The sequence below is a fragment of the Streptomyces sp. CoH27 genome (assembly GCF_020181035.1).
Lineage (GTDB): Bacteria > Actinomycetota > Actinomycetes > Streptomycetales > Streptomycetaceae > Streptomyces > Streptomyces camelliae.
Map to the genome: position 1 here is coordinate 33,290 of NZ_JAIQYY010000010.1, position 15,913 is coordinate 49,202.

Consider the following 15,913-nt stretch of genomic DNA (forward strand, 5'->3'; position numbering starts at 1 on the left):
CGGTCACCGGGTCGTGGAGCAACGGGACCCGGTCACCCCTGAACAGTGACGACCACGGTACGCAGCGTGACTGTCCGGGCAGTCGGTGTGGTCGTACGGCTCGTACGTCGCAAGGGGGCAACGTGGAGGACGAGGAGGCCGAGGCCGTGCTCAAGGCGGTCGGACGGCAGATCAAGGTCTGGCGGGAGGCCGCCGGGCTGAAGCAGGCAGAGCTGGGAAAGCGGATCCGGTACAGCGAGGAGATGGTCTCGTCCGTGGAGCGCGGGCGGAGGTCTCCCAAGCCCGACTTTCTGGACGGCGCCGATGAAGTGCTGGGCGCGGGCGGGAAGTTGTCCGCGATGAAGGAGGACGTGGAGAAGGCTCAGTACCCGAAGAACGTTCGGGATCTGGCCAAGCTGGAGGACGAGGCCATCGAGATGGGGGCCTACTCGAACCATCACATCCACGGCCTGTTGCAGACCGCGGAGTATGCCCAAGCCCTGTACGCGATGCGACGGCCCGCTTACGCCGAGGAGGAGATCGACCGCCTCGTCGCAGCGCGCATGGCTCGAAAGACTGTCTTCGATCGGACGCCTCGACCGCTGATCACGTTTGTCCAGGAAGAGGTGACGCTACGGCGCCCCATCGGGGGCAAAATGGTGTTGCGCAAGCAGCTCGAACACCTGTTGGAGATCGGGCAATTGAGGCACGTCGAGATCCAGGTGATGCCCACTGACCGCGATGAGGAACATGCGGGCATGGCCGGTCCCTTCCGGTTGCTGAAACTCCAGAACGGCAAGACCCTGGGGCACTTGGAGGTCAGTTGCACAGTCGCCTGGTGAGTGATCCCCGGGAAGTACAGATCCTGGAGATGCGCGATGGAATGATCCGCTCGCAGGCTCTCTCCCCTCGGGAGTCGCAAGCCTTCATCAAGCAAGTGCTGGGAGAAGAGACATGACCTCGACGCTGATGTGGTTCAAGAGCAGCTACAGCAGCAACGAAGGCCCCGACTGCGTCGAGGTAGCCATAACCCCCGCCACCATCCACATCCGCGACTCCAAGAACAAGGACGGCGCTCAACTCGCCGTCACCGGCGCCTCCTGGACCGAGTTCCTGGACTTCGCCGCTCACTCCGCATAGCGCGCCCGCAGCGCGTCCCGGGCCTCGGTCACCCTGGCCAGCCTTGGCGCGAGCCGGGTGCGGTCCGTGCCGGGGCTGTGCAGCAGGACGGTCAGGCAGTCGGCCAGGGTGGCCAGGGTGTCGTACTCGGTGGGGCCGCGGTGGAGGCTTGTGTCCAGGCGGGGCCAGTCCGCGAGAGCCGCGCCGGTCGTGGCCTCGATCACCCGTTGTCCCTGACCGGGGTGGGCGTCGAGGTGCCGGGCCAGGCGGGTCCACAGAGGGCGGGCGGCAGCCGTGCCTTCTTCCCCGCTGACCGCCAGGGCCATGTGCAGCAGGCCGAGTTGACTGTCAGCGGCCTGCCACTGCTCTGCTGCCCAGCGGGCCAAGGGCCAGTTCCGCGTGCGCAGGTGTACGGCGCATCGGGTGGCCACGTCGTCCAGCGCGGCCAGCGCCTCCCCGTACCGGCCGCTCAGGAGATGCACCGTGGCCAGCTGGCGGTGGGCCCAGTCCGTGTCCGCGCCGCCCAGCGTGACGTACCGTTCGAGATCCGACCGCGCCTGTTCCAGCCGGCCGACGCACAGATCGGTCTGGATCTTGTTCGCCAGGGCCCACGCGCCCTGCGGGTCGAGTTCCACGGCACGGTAGGCATGGGCGAGGGCCCGGTCGTATCTGCCCTGGCGACGGCGGGACTTGGACCGGTGCACCAGGGCCCAGGGGTAGTCCGGGGTGAGGCTCAGGGCGCGGTCGAGGTCCGTCAGTGCCTGCTCGTCACGGCCGTACTTGCCGTGCAGGGCGCCCCGGCTGGCGTAGGCGGAGGCGTAGTCGGGGTCCAGGGCGAGGGCCTTGTCGTAGTCGGCCAGGGCTTCCGCCTCACGGTCCAGGGCCGCCAGCGCGTCGCCCCGCTCGCACAGCACCCAGGGTGCCTCCGGTGAGAGCGCCACCGCGGCGTTCAAGTCGGCCAGTTGGCGATCGCGGTCGCCCATCGAACGGCGTACGCGGGCCCGGCGGACCAGGCCCCACACGAACTCCGGGTCGATCTCCAGGGCCCGGTCCAGGTCCGCGAGCGCGTCGTCGTAGCGGCGCAGGGCGTGGTGGGTGGCGCCGCGTGCCGCCCAGGCGCCCCGTAGCGTGGGGTTCACAGTGATCGCCCGGTCCAGGTCGCGCAGGGCCTCGTCGTGGCGTCCGCGGAGGCGCTGGTAGTCGCCGCGGGTGCTCAGGTGGACCGGGTTGTCCGGGTCCCGGGCGAGGACCTCGTCCAGGTCCGCCACCGCGCCCGCGTAGTCCCGCAGGGCCGCGCGGGCGTGGGCGCGGCCGTGGTGGGCGAGGGTCAGGGCAGGGTCGAGGGCCAGGGCCCGGTCGTACTCGGTGACCGCCCGGTCGGGGGCGTCGGCCAGCCGGAGGAGGGTGCCGCGGTTGGCGTGGGCGATGGCCCGGGACGCGGTGTCGAGGGGGGCGTGGTCCAGGAGCAGGGTCAGCGCGTCGGCGGCGGTCCGGGCCTCCAGCGCCCGCATCAGGTCTCGGCCCCAGCGGGTCGCGTCCTCGGCCTGGGTGTCCGCGCCCGCCTCCACCAGCATCCCGGCCCAGCGGCGGGCCTCCTCCTCGCGCCAGCCGCAGGCCCGCACCACCCCGCCGAGCACGAACGCCAGAGCGCTCCGCTCCCCGGTGCACAGCCGGTGATAGGCCTCCGCCAGCCGCAGTTCCCGCCAGTCCTCGTCCGACCAGGGGTCGGTGAGGCCTTCCTGGCGCTCCTCCCGCCATACCCGGTACGTCTGCGCGAGACGCCGGTGCCGCTGCGCCCAGCCCCGGGGCGACCGCCGGCGTTGCAGGCGCAGCATCGGCGCCCGTACGACGTCGTGGTACTGCACCCGTTCGCCGCGCTCGCTGACGAACGGCATGCTCCGCAGCCAGTCGTAGAGCGCGTCGGCCTGCTCCTCCGGGCAGTCCGCCGCCGCGCGGAACACGTCGGCGTCCAGGCGCCGGGGCAGCGCGCAGGCCAGGGCGACGGACCGGCGCACCGGGTCCGGCTCCCACTTCAGGAAGCGTTCCACCGCGGTGGCGCTCGGGTCGCCCACATCGTCCGGGTCGGCGGGGCGAGCCTCGGCGAGGGTGGAGACGAGGACCGGCAGGCCGCCGGTCAGGCGGAGCACCTCCGTCACCACGGGTTCGTCCGTCACGCCCCGGTCCGCCAGCAGGCCCCGCGCCTCGGCCTCCGTGAACGGGCCGAGCGGCAGGTCGGTCATGAAGTCGGCGAAGCCGCCCCAGCGGGCGGTGTCGAAGGGGCGCTGGCCGGCGGTGACGACGAGGACGTTGGCGGGCAGGGGGCCGTACCGGTCGGTGGTCATCAGCTCGTGCAGCCAGCCGTCGAGGAAGGGGCCGGTGCGCTCGTATGTGTCGAACAGCAGGACCAGCCACTCCACGGCCCTGGTGACAGCCGACAGCTCCTCCAGCAGCCTGGGAGTCAGGACACGTTCCGGTGTGAGGACCAGCTGTACGTCCTCCTGATTGCGGAAGCGCGCGCTGAGCCGTGCCTTCAAGCGGGCGGCGCCATCGGCGAGTTGGCCCGCGTCCACCGCGCCGACGAAGGCACCGGCGCCGGGGAGCAGCGCGCCCACGCCCGCCATGCCGAGCCGGACGGCGGTCGTGGTCAGCGGGGAGGGGCCGTCGGGCGCCGGATCCAGGGCCGCCGCCTCGGCCTCCGCCTCGTGCCGCCGCTCCCGGTGGGCGACCAGCGCCTCCTCCAGCCGCTTCAAGCGGTGTCCCTGCTGGGCAAGTTGATGACAGATCGCCGCCATCGCCTCGGGCACGCTGCCCACGTTCTCGTCGACGTACGCCGTCACCGCCCCGCGCTCCCGCGCGATCTGCTCCAGCTCCTTGACCAGGAACGTCTTTCCGACACCCGAGTTGCCGTGCACGTGGAAGAGGAAGCGGTGGCGTTCGTCCTCGGGCCCGACGGCCAAGTTGGCCCGGAACGCGGCCCGTTCGTCGCCACGGCCGATGAAGCCGGCCCGTCTGCGCCGTCCGATCAGGTCCTGCACCGACGGCCGTTCCCGCGTCATGCGCCCGTCCCTCCCCCGCCGCCCGCCTCTCCATTCTGGCGCAATGGCCACGTGCTGACCCGGCCTTCGGCAGGGGAGAATCCAGCCATGACCACCACCCCCACAGATAACTCCCGTCATTCCAGCCTCAGTCTGGCCGCCGGTGTGCTCACCGGGATACTCGCCCTCTACATCGCCCTCGTCGCGCTCGGGAACATCACCGACTTCGGGACCAACCAGCAGTTCGTCCGGCATGTGCTGGCGATGGACACGACGTTCCATGACCATGACCTGATGTGGCGGGCCATCACCAGCAAGGGGCTCCAGGACACCGCGTACGTCCTCATCATCGTGTGGGAGACCGCGGCGGCCCTCGTGCTGATCTGGGGCACGTATCTGTGGGCGCGGCGCCGCAGCGACCTCGCCCGGCGCATCTCCACCTACGGGCTGCTGATGCTGCTGCTGCTCTTCGGGGCCGGGTTCATCGCGATCGGCGGTGAGTGGTTCTCGATGTGGCAGTCCAAGACCTGGAACGGGCTGGAGGCGGCGACCCGGATCATCGTGCTCACCGGGGTCGCCCTCGTCGTCAATCTGCTGCCCGCCCGCCCTCAGCAGGAAGCCGCTAGCTGACGACCGTCACCGACGTGCCCTGATCGCCGAACGACCACAGGGCGGCGCCGTCCGGCTTCGGCATGCGGATGCCGCCCAGCTTCTTGCCGTCCGCCGGCGGCGGTGAGGAGCCGTCCAGGGCGTTGGAGAAGGCGATGTTCACGCCGGACACCTTGGTGAAGTACATGACGTGCTCGATCTCCACGCCGTCCGAGCCCTTGAGGGACTGGATGCGCAGGGTGACCGAGTAGCGGCCGGGCTGCGGGCTCACCGTGCCCGGCCACACCGGGAAGGTGCGGGTCGCCTTGCCGGTCGCGTCGACCAGCCACACCCGCTTCTCGCCGAGCGAGTACACGATCCGGCGGCCCTCGCCCGACGCGGCCGGCGGCGCGGGCGGGGCCGAGGCGTGGGGCGTGGCGGACGCGTGCGGGCTCGCCGTGGCCGACGGCTTGCCGTCCGCCACGGCGGCCGTCGGGTGCGGCCCGTGGTTCGCCTGTACGGCGAGGACGACGACGGCCGCGGTCGCCCCAGCCGTCAGACCGGTGACCCAGGCCCAGGAGGGCAGTCGGGCAGCCACGGGTACGCATCTCCTCCGCTACAGGGCCCCGTCTAGATGGTTCGGGGTCGGATCATCGTACTCAGTCTCTTCTCGGTCTCTTACCTCAATCCAGGACCGGCAGCAGGTCGGGCAGGTGGCCGTCGGAGGCCTCGGCCGCCCGCTGCCGCTCCTCGGGCACCTCGCCGTAGAACGTGGTGCGCGGCCTCGCCGGGCGGCCGGCGGCCTCGGCGACGGCCACCAGGTCGCGGACCGACTTGTACGAGCCGTACGACGAGCCCGCCATCCGGGAGATCGTCTCCTCCATCAGCGTGCCACCGAGGTCGTTCGCACCGGAGCGGAGCATCTCCGCCGCCCCCTCCGCGCCCAGCTTCACCCAGCTGGTCTGGATGTTCGGGATCCAGGGGTGCAGGAGCAGGCGCGCCATCGACGTCACCGCCCGGTTGTCCCGCGTCGTCGGGCCCGGACGGGAGATGCCCGCCAGGTACACCGGGGCGTTCGTGTGGATGAAGGGCAGCGTGACGAACTCCGTGAAGCCGCCCGTCTCCCGCTGGATCCGGGCCAGGGTGCGCAGATGGCCCAGCCAGTGGCGGGGCTGGTCGACGTGGCCGTACATCATCGTCGAGGAGGAGCGGATGCCCAGCTCGTGGGCCGTCGTGATCACCTCGATCCACGTCGCCGTCGGCAGCTTGCCCTTGGTCAGCACCCAGCGGACCTCGTCGTCCAGGATCTCGGCGGCGGTGCCGGGGATCGAGTCCAGGCCCGCCTCCTTGGCCGCCGTCAGCCACTCGCGGATCGACATGCCGGTGCGGGTGGCGCCGTTCACCACCTCCATCGGCGAGAAGGCGTGCACGTGCATCCCGGGGACGCGGGACTTCACGGCCCGTGCGATGTCGAAGTACGCCGTGCCCGGCAGGTCGGGGTGGATCCCGCCCTGCATGCACACCTCGACCGCGCCCACGTCCCAGGCCTGCTGGGCGCGGTCCGCCACCTGCTCCAGGGACAGCGTGTACGCGTCGGCGTCCGTCCTGCGCTGCGCGAAGGCGCAGAAGCGGCAGCCGGTGTAGCAGACGTTGGTGAAGTTGATGTTCCGGGTGACGATGTACGTGACGTCGTCGCCGACCGCCGACCTGCGCACGTCGTCGGCCACCCGGCACAGCGCGTCCAGCGCCGGGCCGTCCGCGTGCAGCAGGGCCAGCGCCTCGGCGTCCGTCAGCTTCGTCGGATCGTCCGCCGCCGTGCGCAGCGCCTGCCGTACGTCGGTGTCGATGCGCTCCGGCGCCATCCCGGGCGCGGCCGCCTCCCGCAGCGCCTCCCAGTCGCCGTAGACCTCGTCGAAGTCGTCCCGGCGGTCGCTCGTACGGCCCTCGGTGTCGATCGTGCGGTGCAGGTCCGTGCGGCCGGTCGGTACGAAGGCCTCCTCCGGCTCCTGCCAGGGCCTGCCCTCGACCACCGCGTCCTCGCGCGCGAGCCCCGTCTCCGGGTCGGCGAGCGCGCTCACGTGCGGGCGCAGCCGCGGGTCCAGCCAGGGCTCGCCGCGGCCCACGAACTCCGGGTAGACGCAGAGGCGTTCACGCAGGGAGAAGCCGGCCGCCGCCGACTTCGCGGCCAGTTCCTCGATCTGGGGCCAGGGCCGCTCGGGGTTGACGTGGTCGATCGTCAGGGGCGAGACCCCGCCCCAGTCGTCGATGCCGGCGCCGATCAGCCGCTCGTACTCTCCCCCAGACTCCGTCTGGGAGGTGCCCCCATCCACCAGGTTCGGCGGGGCCTGGAGGCAGGCGGACGGGCCCATGAGGTGCCGGGCGACGGCCACCGTGGCGACCAGGTCGTCCAGTTCGGCGTCCGGCATGCCGCGCATCGCCGTGTCCGGCTTGGCGCGGAAGTTCTGGATGATCAGTTCCTGGATACCGTGGTAGGCCCGGGAGATCTTGCGGAGCGCGAAGAGGGACTCGGCGCGCTCCTCGTACGTCTCACCGATGCCGATGAGGAGCCCGGAGGTGAAGGGGACGGACGAGCGGCCCGCGTCCTCCAGCACCCGCAGCCGTACGGCCGGTTCCTTGTCCGGGGAGCCGTAGTGGGGGCCGCCGGGCTCGGACCAGAGCCTCTCGGCGGTCGTCTCCAGCATCATGCCCATCGACGCGGCGACCGGCTTCAGGCGCTGGAAGTCCGTCCAGGTCATGACGCCCGGGTTGAGGTGGGGCAGCAGGCCGGTCTCCTCCAGGATGCGGATGGAGATGGCACGGACGTAGGCGATGGTGTCGTCGTAGCCGTGCGCGTCGAGCCACTCGCGCGCCTCCGGCCAGCGGTCCTCCGGCTTGTCGCCGAGGGTGATGAGGGCTTCCTTGCAGCCGAGCGAGGCACCCTTGCGGGCGATGTCCAGCACCTCGTCCGGGGACATGAACATCCCGTGCCCGGCGCGGCGCAGCTTGCCGGGGACGGTGGCGAAGGTGCAGTAGTGGCACTTGTCCCGGCACAGCCGGGTGAGAGGGATGAAGACGCTCTTCGAGTACGTGATGACACCGGGCCGGCCCGCCTGTTCGAGGCCCGCGTCGCGCACCCGGGCGGCCGACGCGGCGAGGTCGGTGAGGGCCTCGCCGCGGGCCTGGAGCAGCACCGCCGCCTCGGCCACGTCGAGGGCGACACCGTCCCGGGCGCGCTTGAGGGCGCGACGCATGGAGTTCTCGGTGGGGCCGGTTCCGGAGGTCGCGGAAGTCGTCATTCTTTGAGCATACGTTCGGGGTGATCAGGCCTGACGGCTCCGCCCGGCCTACAGGAAGCTGCTGTAGCCGTCCAACGCCCGCAGCACCTCGGCCTCCCCCGCCGGCGGCAGCTGGAGCACCACCTCCTCGATGCCCAGCTCGGCGTAGTGGGCGAGCTTGCCGGGGGTCGGCAGAACCGCGTACGGGACGACCTGGAGGGTGGCCGGGTCGCGGCCCGCGTCCGTCCAGGCCGTGCGCAGCGCCGGCAGGGACTCGGTGAGGCCCCGCCCGCCGATCGGCAGCCAGCCGTCGGCGTACTCGGCGATGTGCGCGAACAGCTTCGGCCCGGCCGTCCCGCCGACGAGCGTGCGCGGGCCGGTGACCGGGCCGCGCGGCTTCTGCGCCGGCTTGGGGTGGGCGTCACTGGCCCGGACCCCGCCGAACTCACCCTCGTAGGCGGTGGGTTCCCCGGCCCACAGCGCCTGCATCAGCCGCATCCGGTCCCGGACCAGCTCCCGGCGCGTACGCCACCGCACGCCGTGGTCGGCGGCCTCCTCCACGTTCCAGCCGTAGCCGAGGCCGAGGGTGAAGCGGCCGCCGGAGAGGTGGTCGAGGGTGGCGATCTGCTTGGCGAGGGCGATGGGGTCGTGCTGGGCCACCAGCGTGATACCGGTGCCGAGGCCGAGCCGCTCGGTGACGGCCGCGGCCTGGCCCAGGGCCACGAAGGGATCCAGGGTGCGGCCGTACTCGCGCGGCAGCTCGCCGCCCGCCGGGTACGGGGTGGTCCGCTCGACCGGGATGTGGGTGTGTTCGGGCAGGTAGAGGCCGGCGTAGCCGCGCTGCTCCAGCTCGCGGGCGAGCCGGACCGGCGTGACGGTCTCGTCGGTGAGGAAGATGGTGACGGCGATACGCATGACCCATCTCTACCGAGCCGAGACCCGCCTGTCCATACCGACCAGTCGGCATTACCCATCCGTCCATCAACTCCCGCTCGTCAATCTCCTTCCCTTTCACGGGAGTTCACACCCGGACGGAAGAGTGACCACCATGTGTGACGACACGCACGAGCACACTCCCGAGCACACGCACGGCATCGGCAGACGCGCGCTGTTCGTGACGGGCGCCGCCGCTGCCCTTACGTTGGGAAGCGTGAGCTTCGCAGCGGCGGACGGGCAGGGACAGCAGACGCGGACGGTGCGCGGGACGCTGCCGCCCGGCTCCCCCGACTTCGTGTACGTACCGGTCGAAGTGCCCGCCGGGGTCCAGGAGCTCAGGGTTACCTACACCTACGACAAGCCGTCCGTCCCGGCCGGAACCCCCGGCAACGCCCTCGACATCGGCCTCTTCGACGACCACGGCACCGAGCTGGGCGGCCGGGGCTTCCGGGGCTGGTCGGGCGGGGCCCGCACCGAGTTCTTCGTGCGGGCCGACGACGCGACCCCCGGGTACGTCCCCGGCCCGATCCGGGAGGGCACCTGGTACGTCGCGCTGGGCCCCTACACGGTGGCGCCGCAGGGACTGACGTACGAGCTGACCATCACGCTGACCTACGGCGACCCCGGCGAGACCCCGAGGCCCGTGTATCCGCCGTCCCGGGCCAAGGGGCGGGGCCGGGACTGGTACCGGGGCGACTGCCACCTGCACTCCTGGTACTCCGACGGCCGCCGCACCCCGGCCGAGATCGCGGCCCTCGCGCGGGCGGCGGGCCTGGACTTCATCAACTCCTCGGACCACAACACCCACTCCGCCCACCCCCACTGGGCGGACCAGGCGGGCGACGACCTGCTGATCATGCTCGGCGAGGAGGTCACCACCCGCAACGGGCACGTGGTGGCGCTCGGCACCGAGCCCGGGACGTTCGTGGACTGGCGGTACCGGGCCCGGGACAACCGCTGGGCCCGCTTCGCGCGGGACATCCGGCGGGCGGGCGGCCTGGTGGTCCCCGCCCATCCGCACGCCACCTGTGTCGGCTGCGGCTGGAAGTTCGGCTTCGGTGAGGCGGACGCCGTGGAGGTCTGGAACGGCCCGTACACCCCGGACGACGAGGTGACCCTGGCCGACTGGGACAACCAGCTGGTCGCCTCCGTGCGGCAGGGGCGGGCCTGGCTCCCGGCGATGGGCAACAGCGACGCCCACCGCGACCCGGACGCGGTCGGCAGCCCCCAGACGGTCGTCCTCGCCGACGACCTGACCCGGGAGGCGATCCAGGAGGGCATCCGCGCCGGACGCTCGTACATCGCCGAGTCGAAGAACGTCAGCCTCGCCTTCACGGCGACGGGCGGGCGCGGGCAGCAGGCGGGCATCGGGGAGCGGCTGGCGGTGGCCGCCGACACCCCGGTGACCGTACGGCTGGAGGTCTCGGGCGCGCCGCGCTGCTCGGTGCGGTTCGTCACCGACCAGGGGGTGCTGTTCACCAGCGATCCGCTGCCGGTGGCGGGCTCGGGCACGGTCGAGTGGCGTACGACGCCCTCCTACGCGGCGTACGTGCGGGCCGAGGTGCGGCACGAGACGGCGGCCGGGCCGGTGCCGGGGGCGCTGGCCGCGTTCACCAACCCGGTCTTCCTCGGGGCGGCCGGTGCGGTCAGCGACGGACGGACCGCCGCAGGGCGATGATCTCGGCGACCGCGTCCAGCCAGCGGGCGGCGCGGATCTCGGCCTCGGGGGTGGTGGCGGTCTGCGCGGCGCCGGTCAGCCAGTCGCGCAGCAGCTCGGCCGGCTCCGGGGCCGGCAGCGGCTCGGGCAGCCCGGCCGCGTAGGCCAGGCCGCCTGACCGGACGATCTCGGCGAGGAACGTCAGCGAGCGCGGCAGCACACCGAGCCGGTCGAGGGTGACGGCGGCGGCCACGGCGCCGTCACCGAACAGGGCCGTGTGGAAGGCGTCCTGGGTCAGGCCGTAGCGCAGCAGCATGGCGACGTCGGTGGCGGCCAGGACCTCGTCGTCGCTGCGGCTGTCGTGGTCGGGGGCTGGGGGCATGAGGGCCTCGGTTCCGGTCACTGATTCAGCGGACGGTGATCGTGAAGACGTAGTAGCCGGCCTGGGCGCGCGGGCGGGCGGTCAGGGTGGGGTACGGCGACGGGGACGCGGAGGGCTTGCCCGTACACGCGTCCATGGGGCAGTACAGCAGCCGTACCGTCGTCGTGCCCTTCGCCAGGGCGGTGAAGCCGAAGGACTGGGTGCCGTCGGTGCTGCCGTCGACGTCCTTGCCGGCGCTGCCGTAGTCCGCCCGTTCGCCCTGGTACGTCAGCACGGTGGCGTCCGGTCCGGGCTTGGCGAGGTACCAGTTCTGGCCCAGGGTCGGAGCCGCCGGCACGGTGAGCGAGAACCGCTCGCCCGGCGCCACGGTGAGGGTCCGGTGCTCGGTGCCGTACGCGGGGGTGGCGGGCGTCGCCGACGCGTGAGGGGTGGCCGGCGCGCTGGGTGTACCCGGGGGGCCGATCGGGCCGGCCCCGCCGCTCGTGCCGCAGCCGGTGACGGCGAGCAGGCAGAGGAGGGCGGCCGGGGCGAGGAGAGGTGCACGTGAAGTCATCGCTGGTTTCCGTCAGTCCTGGGGCAGGTGGACCTCGTAGGCGTCGGGCAGCTCGTTGTCGCTGGCCTTCGCCATGCCTCCGTTGACGAAGTCGTTCTCGCTGACCCAGGTGGTCTTGCCCCACGGGTTGTAGATCTCCAGCTTGTCACCCTCCTGGCCGATGATCATCATGGCGTGCCCGACCCGGTTGCCCTTCTCGTCGTGGCCCTGGACGCCGATGGGCACCGGCTTGCCGTCCGCCACCGCCTTCTCGATGTCCGGCAGGACATCGCGCCGGGCGTTCGCGTCCGGGACCTCGTGCATCTCGTACGTGCTGCCGGTCTCCGGGCTGATCTCCTTGTTGACGACCTCGGTCTTGCCCTGCAGGCCCATGCCGTTCCAGTTGGCGCCGCCGTGCCCCTCCTCGTGCACCCGGTGCTGTTCGGCGATCAGGCGCTGCCGGAAGGCCTCCGCGGAGTCCTCCTGGCCGCTGGGGCCGCCGGTGAGGGAGAGGGCGTAGACGGGGTCGACCAGGGCGCGGGCGGTGACCGTGGAGGAGGCGACACAGGTGCCCTCCTGGCCGTCGCCGCCCTGTGCCCAGTTCTGGCCCTGGAAGTCCTGGAGCTGGGTGTTCATGTTGGCGCCGCTGATCGGGTTCGTCCCCTCGTCCTTGAGGCTGTCGCCGTCGGTGACGATCGGGGTGAGGTGCCGTTGCAGCCAGGCCGGGTCCTTGCCGTGGATCTTGCCGTCGAAGGTCTGGATGTCGTCGACGCTGTGGCCCGCGGCGAGGGCCTTCATCAGGTACGCCTTCTCCTGCGGGGTTTTGGCGCCCGCGAGGAGCTGGTCCATCCGGGCCCGGTCGGCGGGCGAGAGCTGGTCCATGGCCCGGCCGGAGCGTTCCAGGTCGTTCGCGGTGAGGATCTCGTTGAGGTCGGCCGCGCCGTCCTTGCCGCTGGTGTCGGCGAGCATCAGCCGGTCCACCGCGGAGAGCCGGCCGGTGTGCATCTTGCCTGCGCGGGCCTCGGCCGCCCACTTGTTCAGGTCGCGGGCGGCGGCGCGTACGGCGTCGTCGGCGGTGACGGCCGCCTTGTGCATGAGGTCGACCCCGTCGGTGGCCAGGGCCCGCCCCGCGTCGAGGGTCGCCTTCTTCTCCGCGTCGCTCTCCAGCATGCTGGCGAGGTCGAAGATGCTGTCCTTCGGGCCGAGCCGCTGCTTGGCCTGCGCCATCTTGGCGCGCCCGTCGGCGTCCTGCTTCTGTGCGGTGCCGAGCGCGTCGGCCAGCGCGTGCAGTGCCCTGGCGCCGCCCTGGAAGGCGTCGGCCATCTTGGTCGCGGCGCGGGCTGCGGCGGCCACGCCGTCGGAGGCGAGGACGCTGGTGTCGCCGACCCAGACCTCCGGCAGGCCCTTCTTGGCCACCTTGTCCGTACGGTCGTGCAGCTCACCGGCCTTGTCGACCTGGCCGCGGTAGCGCTTGCCCAGCGCTTCGAGGGTGGCCGTGTCACCGACGGGCGCGGAGACGAACAGGGCGTTGTCGATCTGGTCCAGCAGGTCGTTCTTGTCCGCGGCCTGGGGAATGCTCACGACGAGGCCGGCCAGCCAGTCCCGGCGGCCGGCCGGGGTGCCGAGGGCGCCGAAGGGGTCACCGAAGGGGCCCGGGAAGCCCAGGAGTCCGGTCATCGCCCCGCCCTCAGTACGTGGTGAGGGCCGACGGGCGGTCGGCGTACACGGGCATGGTGGTGACGGGGCCGCCGCCGTCGGGCGCCGGCATGCTGGTGGGGTCCGGGCCGGTGGCGGGCGTCGGCATGGTGGTGACGTACGCGTTTCCGACCGGGGTCGGCATGGTGGTGACGTAGGAGCTTCCGGCCGGTGTCGGCATGGTGGTGACCCCGTTGCCGAGGCCGGCCGCGTCGGTGGTGACGGCCGCGGCGCGCGTCGCCACCGCGTGGTCGCCGCCCGCGTAGGCGCCCTTGGCGAGGCGGACCTTGCCGGCGAGTTCGTGCAGCGCCGACTCCAGGGTGGCCGCGTCGTCCACCCAGGCGGCGGCGAAGGCGTTGAACGCCGCACCGGCCTCGGGGCCGCCGAGGGCGTCCTCCGTGTAACACATGGTGGGCTGGATGGCCTGGTGTATGTGCCCGGCGTCGTCGCCGGCCCCGTCCAGCTCGTTCGCCTGTCCGGACATGCCGGACCTCACCGTGTAGCAGTCCGACGACCCGCCCATCCCGCTCCCCCGTTGCGTAGCTCACGACCGCAGGGGAGGCTAACACGCGGCAGTTGTAGGAACGTCCAGGCATCACACGCCCCGCACGGGGCCGACACACCATCCCCCTTCCGGTGTGTCAGGAGACCAGGAGAGCGACAGACATGTCAGGCAGCAGCGACCGCAAGCACCGCCTCGTGACCGCCTTCCAGCGGCACCTCGCCAATCCGCTCAACCGGCGGCTGCCGTTCCAGATCCTCCTGGAGACCACCGGCCGCACCTCGGGCCTGCCCCGGCAGACCCCGGTCGGCGGCCGCCGGGTCGGCGGGTCCTTCTGGCTGGTCTCCGAGTTCGGCCACAAGTCGCAGTACGTCCGCAACATCCAGGCCGACCCCCGCGTCCGGGTCCGCATCGCCGGCCGCTGGCACCACGGCACCGCCCACCTCCTCCCCGACGACGACCCCGTGACCCGCCTGCGTGCCCTGCCCCGCTTCAACAGCGCGGCGGTACGGGCGTTCGGCACGGATCTACTGACGGTGCGGGTGGATCTGGAGGACTGAGGGCTGAGGGCTGGGGACTGGGAGCTACGGGCTGAGCGGGCCGAGGGCCGAGGGCTGGGGACCGGGAGCTACGGGCTGAGCGGGCCGAGGGCCGAGGGCTGGGGACCGGGAGCTACTGGCTGAGCGGGCCGAGAGGGGCCGGCCCCTCACCCCGGCCACACGATGGCCTGCACCTCGCTGTAGGCGTGCAGGGCGTACGAGCCCACGTCCCGGCCCACCCCGCTCCTCTTGAACCCGCCGAACGGGGCCTCCATGTTCCGCCCCACCGTGTTGATGCCGACCCCGCCCGCGCGCAGCCGCCGGGCCACCCGGAAGGCCCTGGCCACGTCGGCGGACCAGACGTAGTCGATCAGGCCGTAGTCGGAGTCGTCGGCGAGGGCGATCCCTTCCTCCTCGTCGTCGAAGGGGACGACCACGACGACCGGCCCGAAGATCTCCTCCCGGGCCACCCGCATGTCGTTGGCGCAGTCGGCGAGCAGGGTCGGGGCGACGTAGAACCCCCGCTCCAGCGGCGGGCGTTCACCGCCGGTGACGACCGTCGCGCCCTCCTTCCGGCCCAGTTCGACGTACGACTCGACCCGCGCCCGGTGCTCCGCAGAGATCACCGGGCCGACCACCGTGTCCGGGGCGGACGGATCGCCCACCTTCAACCGGCGGGCGTATACGGCCAGTTGCTCGACCAGGCGGTCGTACACGCCCCGCTGCGCCAGCACCCGCGTCGGTGCCGTGCAGATCTGCCCGCTGTAGAAGGAGAAGGTCGTGCCGATGCCGGCGACGGCGGAGGCCAGGTCGGCGTCGTCGAAGACGAGCGCCGCGCCCTTGCCGCCCAGCTCCATCAGCTGGCGTTTCATGTCCCGCCCGCACACCTCGGCGATGCGGCGGCCGACGGCCGTGGACCCGGTGAAGCTCACCATGTCCACGTCCACGCTGGCGACGACCGCCTCGCCCACGCCGACGTCCCGCCCCGAGACCACGTTCACCACGCCCGGCGGCGCCCCGGCCTCCTCCAGCGCCTCGGCCATCCGGTAGACGGACAGCGGATCCTGCGGGGCCGGTTTCACGACCACCGTGTTGCCCATGGCCAGCGCCGGGGCGATCTTGCCCGCCGGGTTGGCCCACGGGTTGTTGTAGGACGTGATGCAGGCGACGACGCCGACGGGCTGCCGTACCGCCAGGGCGCCCATCACGCCCGCCCTGCCCATCGGCCCGGCCTCGTTGATCTGCGGGGCGACCGGCCACTCGGCGGGCTCCACGCTCGCGTACCGGCGGAACCGGGCGGCGGCCACCCCGACCTGCATCGACCGGGCGGTCCCGGTGGTCGCGCCGGTCTCGGCGCGGGCGAGGTCGGCGTACGGTCTTAGCCGGTCGCGGATGATCCCCGCCGCCCGCGCCAGCACCGCCGCCCGCTCCTCCGGCCGGGTCCGTGACCACACCCCGAACGCCTCCCGGGCCGCCGCGCACGCCGCCCGCGCCTGGTCCGGTGAGGCCTCCGGCGCCCGGCCGACGGGCTCCTCGGTGGCCGGGTCGGTCACCGCATAGTGCCCACCGTCGGGTTCCGTCCACTCCCCGCCGACGAACAACCGCTGCCCCTCGCTCACCGCGTACTCACCGCCCACGCGTCGGTCCCCGACCGCAACACCCCGCGAAGCCTCC

At 72.3% G+C, this 15,913-nt stretch carries 13 protein-coding genes and 1 pseudogene; 5 read left to right on the top strand and 9 right to left on the bottom strand.

Annotated elements, in window-relative coordinates:
• Positions 1 to 122: 122 nt before the first annotated feature.
• Both LE548_RS17630 and LE548_RS17635 read left to right on the top strand, forming a co-directional pair.
• Positions 123 to 937 (top strand): annotated as a pseudogene (locus tag LE548_RS17630) (helix-turn-helix transcriptional regulator).
• Positions 934 to 1,119: a DUF397 domain-containing protein gene (locus LE548_RS17635; protein WP_225097821.1), complete on the top strand. Its 186-nt coding sequence runs from the start codon at positions 934 to 936 to the stop codon at positions 1,117 to 1,119. The pseudogene LE548_RS17630 and the gene LE548_RS17635 overlap by 4 nt, the downstream one beginning before the upstream one ends.
• On the opposite strand, the gene LE548_RS17640 is transcribed toward LE548_RS17635, so the two are convergent.
• Positions 1,107 to 4,154 carry an ATP-binding protein gene (locus LE548_RS17640; RefSeq protein ID WP_225097822.1) on the bottom strand — a complete coding sequence of 1,016 codons (3,048 nt, stop codon included), beginning with the start codon at positions 4,152 to 4,154 and terminating at the stop codon, positions 1,107 to 1,109. The two genes, LE548_RS17635 and LE548_RS17640, sit on opposite strands and share 13 nt — an antisense overlap.
• Positions 4,155 to 4,241: 87 nt before the next feature.
• Between LE548_RS17640 and LE548_RS17645 the strand changes: the two genes are divergently transcribed.
• Positions 4,242 to 4,763 (top strand): DUF2165 domain-containing protein, encoded by a 522-nt coding sequence (locus LE548_RS17645; RefSeq protein WP_225097823.1) that lies wholly within the window; start codon positions 4,242 to 4,244, stop codon positions 4,761 to 4,763.
• On the opposite strand, the gene LE548_RS17650 is transcribed toward LE548_RS17645, so the two are convergent.
• The 3 genes from LE548_RS17650 to LE548_RS17660 all read right to left on the bottom strand — a co-directional run bounded on the left by LE548_RS17650 (position 4,756) and on the right by LE548_RS17660 (position 8,911).
• Positions 4,756 to 5,319, bottom strand: a complete 564-nt coding sequence (locus tag LE548_RS17650) for a hypothetical protein (RefSeq protein ID WP_225097824.1) — start codon at positions 5,317 to 5,319, stop codon at positions 4,756 to 4,758. The genes LE548_RS17645 and LE548_RS17650 overlap by 8 nt on opposite strands.
• An 85-nt stretch (positions 5,320 to 5,404) precedes the next feature.
• Positions 5,405 to 8,017: a bifunctional FO biosynthesis protein CofGH gene (locus LE548_RS17655; protein ID WP_225097825.1), complete on the bottom strand. Its 2,613-nt coding sequence runs from the start codon at positions 8,015 to 8,017 to the stop codon at positions 5,405 to 5,407.
• A gap of 48 nt (positions 8,018 to 8,065) precedes the next feature.
• On the bottom strand, positions 8,066 to 8,911 hold the full coding sequence (locus LE548_RS17660) for an LLM class F420-dependent oxidoreductase (protein ID WP_225097826.1): 846 nt from the start codon (positions 8,909 to 8,911) through the stop codon (positions 8,066 to 8,068).
• Positions 8,912 to 9,044: 133 nt separating this feature from the next.
• Between LE548_RS17660 and LE548_RS17665 the strand changes: the two genes are divergently transcribed.
• Complete coding sequence (locus tag LE548_RS17665) at positions 9,045 to 10,610, top strand: CehA/McbA family metallohydrolase (protein WP_225097827.1); 1,566 nt, start codon at positions 9,045 to 9,047, stop codon at positions 10,608 to 10,610.
• On the opposite strand, the gene LE548_RS17670 is transcribed toward LE548_RS17665, so the two are convergent.
• From LE548_RS17670 to LE548_RS17685, 4 genes are read right to left on the bottom strand one after another with little or no spacing between them, the layout of a single operon-like run.
• Entirely contained in the window at positions 10,579 to 10,992 is a 414-nt protein-coding gene (locus LE548_RS17670) for a hypothetical protein (RefSeq protein ID WP_225097828.1), read from the bottom strand. The two genes, LE548_RS17665 and LE548_RS17670, sit on opposite strands and share 32 nt — an antisense overlap.
• Before the next feature lie 4 nt (positions 10,993 to 10,996).
• Positions 10,997 to 11,524 carry a protease inhibitor I42 family protein gene (locus LE548_RS17675; RefSeq protein WP_225097829.1) on the bottom strand — a complete coding sequence of 176 codons (528 nt, stop codon included), beginning with the start codon at positions 11,522 to 11,524 and terminating at the stop codon, positions 10,997 to 10,999.
• 12 nt (positions 11,525 to 11,536) lie between these two features.
• Positions 11,537 to 13,180, bottom strand: a complete 1,644-nt coding sequence (locus tag LE548_RS17680; protein WP_225097830.1) for a peptidoglycan-binding protein — start codon at positions 13,178 to 13,180, stop codon at positions 11,537 to 11,539.
• A 10-nt stretch (positions 13,181 to 13,190) separates the two neighbouring features.
• Positions 13,191 to 13,682 (bottom strand): hypothetical protein, encoded by a 492-nt coding sequence (locus LE548_RS17685; protein ID WP_225097831.1) that lies wholly within the window; start codon positions 13,680 to 13,682, stop codon positions 13,191 to 13,193.
• Between the two features lie 182 nt (positions 13,683 to 13,864).
• Between LE548_RS17685 and LE548_RS17690 the strand changes: the two genes are divergently transcribed.
• On the top strand, positions 13,865 to 14,260 hold the full coding sequence (locus LE548_RS17690; protein WP_225097832.1) for a nitroreductase family deazaflavin-dependent oxidoreductase: 396 nt from the start codon (positions 13,865 to 13,867) through the stop codon (positions 14,258 to 14,260).
• 146 nt (positions 14,261 to 14,406) lie between these two features.
• Here LE548_RS17690 and LE548_RS17695 read toward each other — a convergent pair whose 3' ends face one another.
• Positions 14,407 to 15,876, bottom strand: a complete 1,470-nt coding sequence (locus tag LE548_RS17695; RefSeq protein WP_374116118.1) for an aldehyde dehydrogenase family protein — start codon at positions 15,874 to 15,876, stop codon at positions 14,407 to 14,409.
• Between the last annotated feature and the right edge of the window lie 37 nt (positions 15,877 to 15,913).

What these genes read in the sequence shown, in the direction of transcription:
- LE548_RS17635 (WP_225097821.1), top strand. Translation starts at nt 934, where the DNA reads ATGACCTCGACGCTGATGTGGTTCAAGAGCAGCTACAGCAGCAACGAA.
- LE548_RS17640 (WP_225097822.1), bottom strand. Translation starts at nt 4,154, where the DNA reads ATGACGCGGGAACGGCCGTCGGTGCAGGACCTGATCGGACGGCGCAGA.
- LE548_RS17645 (WP_225097823.1), top strand. Translation starts at nt 4,242, where the DNA reads ATGACCACCACCCCCACAGATAACTCCCGTCATTCCAGCCTCAGTCTG.
- LE548_RS17655 (WP_225097825.1), bottom strand. Translation starts at nt 8,017, where the DNA reads ATGACGACTTCCGCGACCTCCGGAACCGGCCCCACCGAGAACTCCATG.
- LE548_RS17660 (WP_225097826.1), bottom strand. Translation starts at nt 8,911, where the DNA reads ATGCGTATCGCCGTCACCATCTTCCTCACCGACGAGACCGTCACGCCG.
- LE548_RS17665 (WP_225097827.1), top strand. Translation starts at nt 9,045, where the DNA reads ATGTGTGACGACACGCACGAGCACACTCCCGAGCACACGCACGGCATC.
- LE548_RS17675 (WP_225097829.1), bottom strand. Translation starts at nt 11,524, where the DNA reads ATGACTTCACGTGCACCTCTCCTCGCCCCGGCCGCCCTCCTCTGCCTG.
- LE548_RS17680 (WP_225097830.1), bottom strand. Translation starts at nt 13,180, where the DNA reads ATGACCGGACTCCTGGGCTTCCCGGGCCCCTTCGGTGACCCCTTCGGC.
- LE548_RS17685 (WP_225097831.1), bottom strand. Translation starts at nt 13,682, where the DNA reads ATGTCCGGACAGGCGAACGAGCTGGACGGGGCCGGCGACGACGCCGGG.
- LE548_RS17690 (WP_225097832.1), top strand. Translation starts at nt 13,865, where the DNA reads ATGTCAGGCAGCAGCGACCGCAAGCACCGCCTCGTGACCGCCTTCCAG.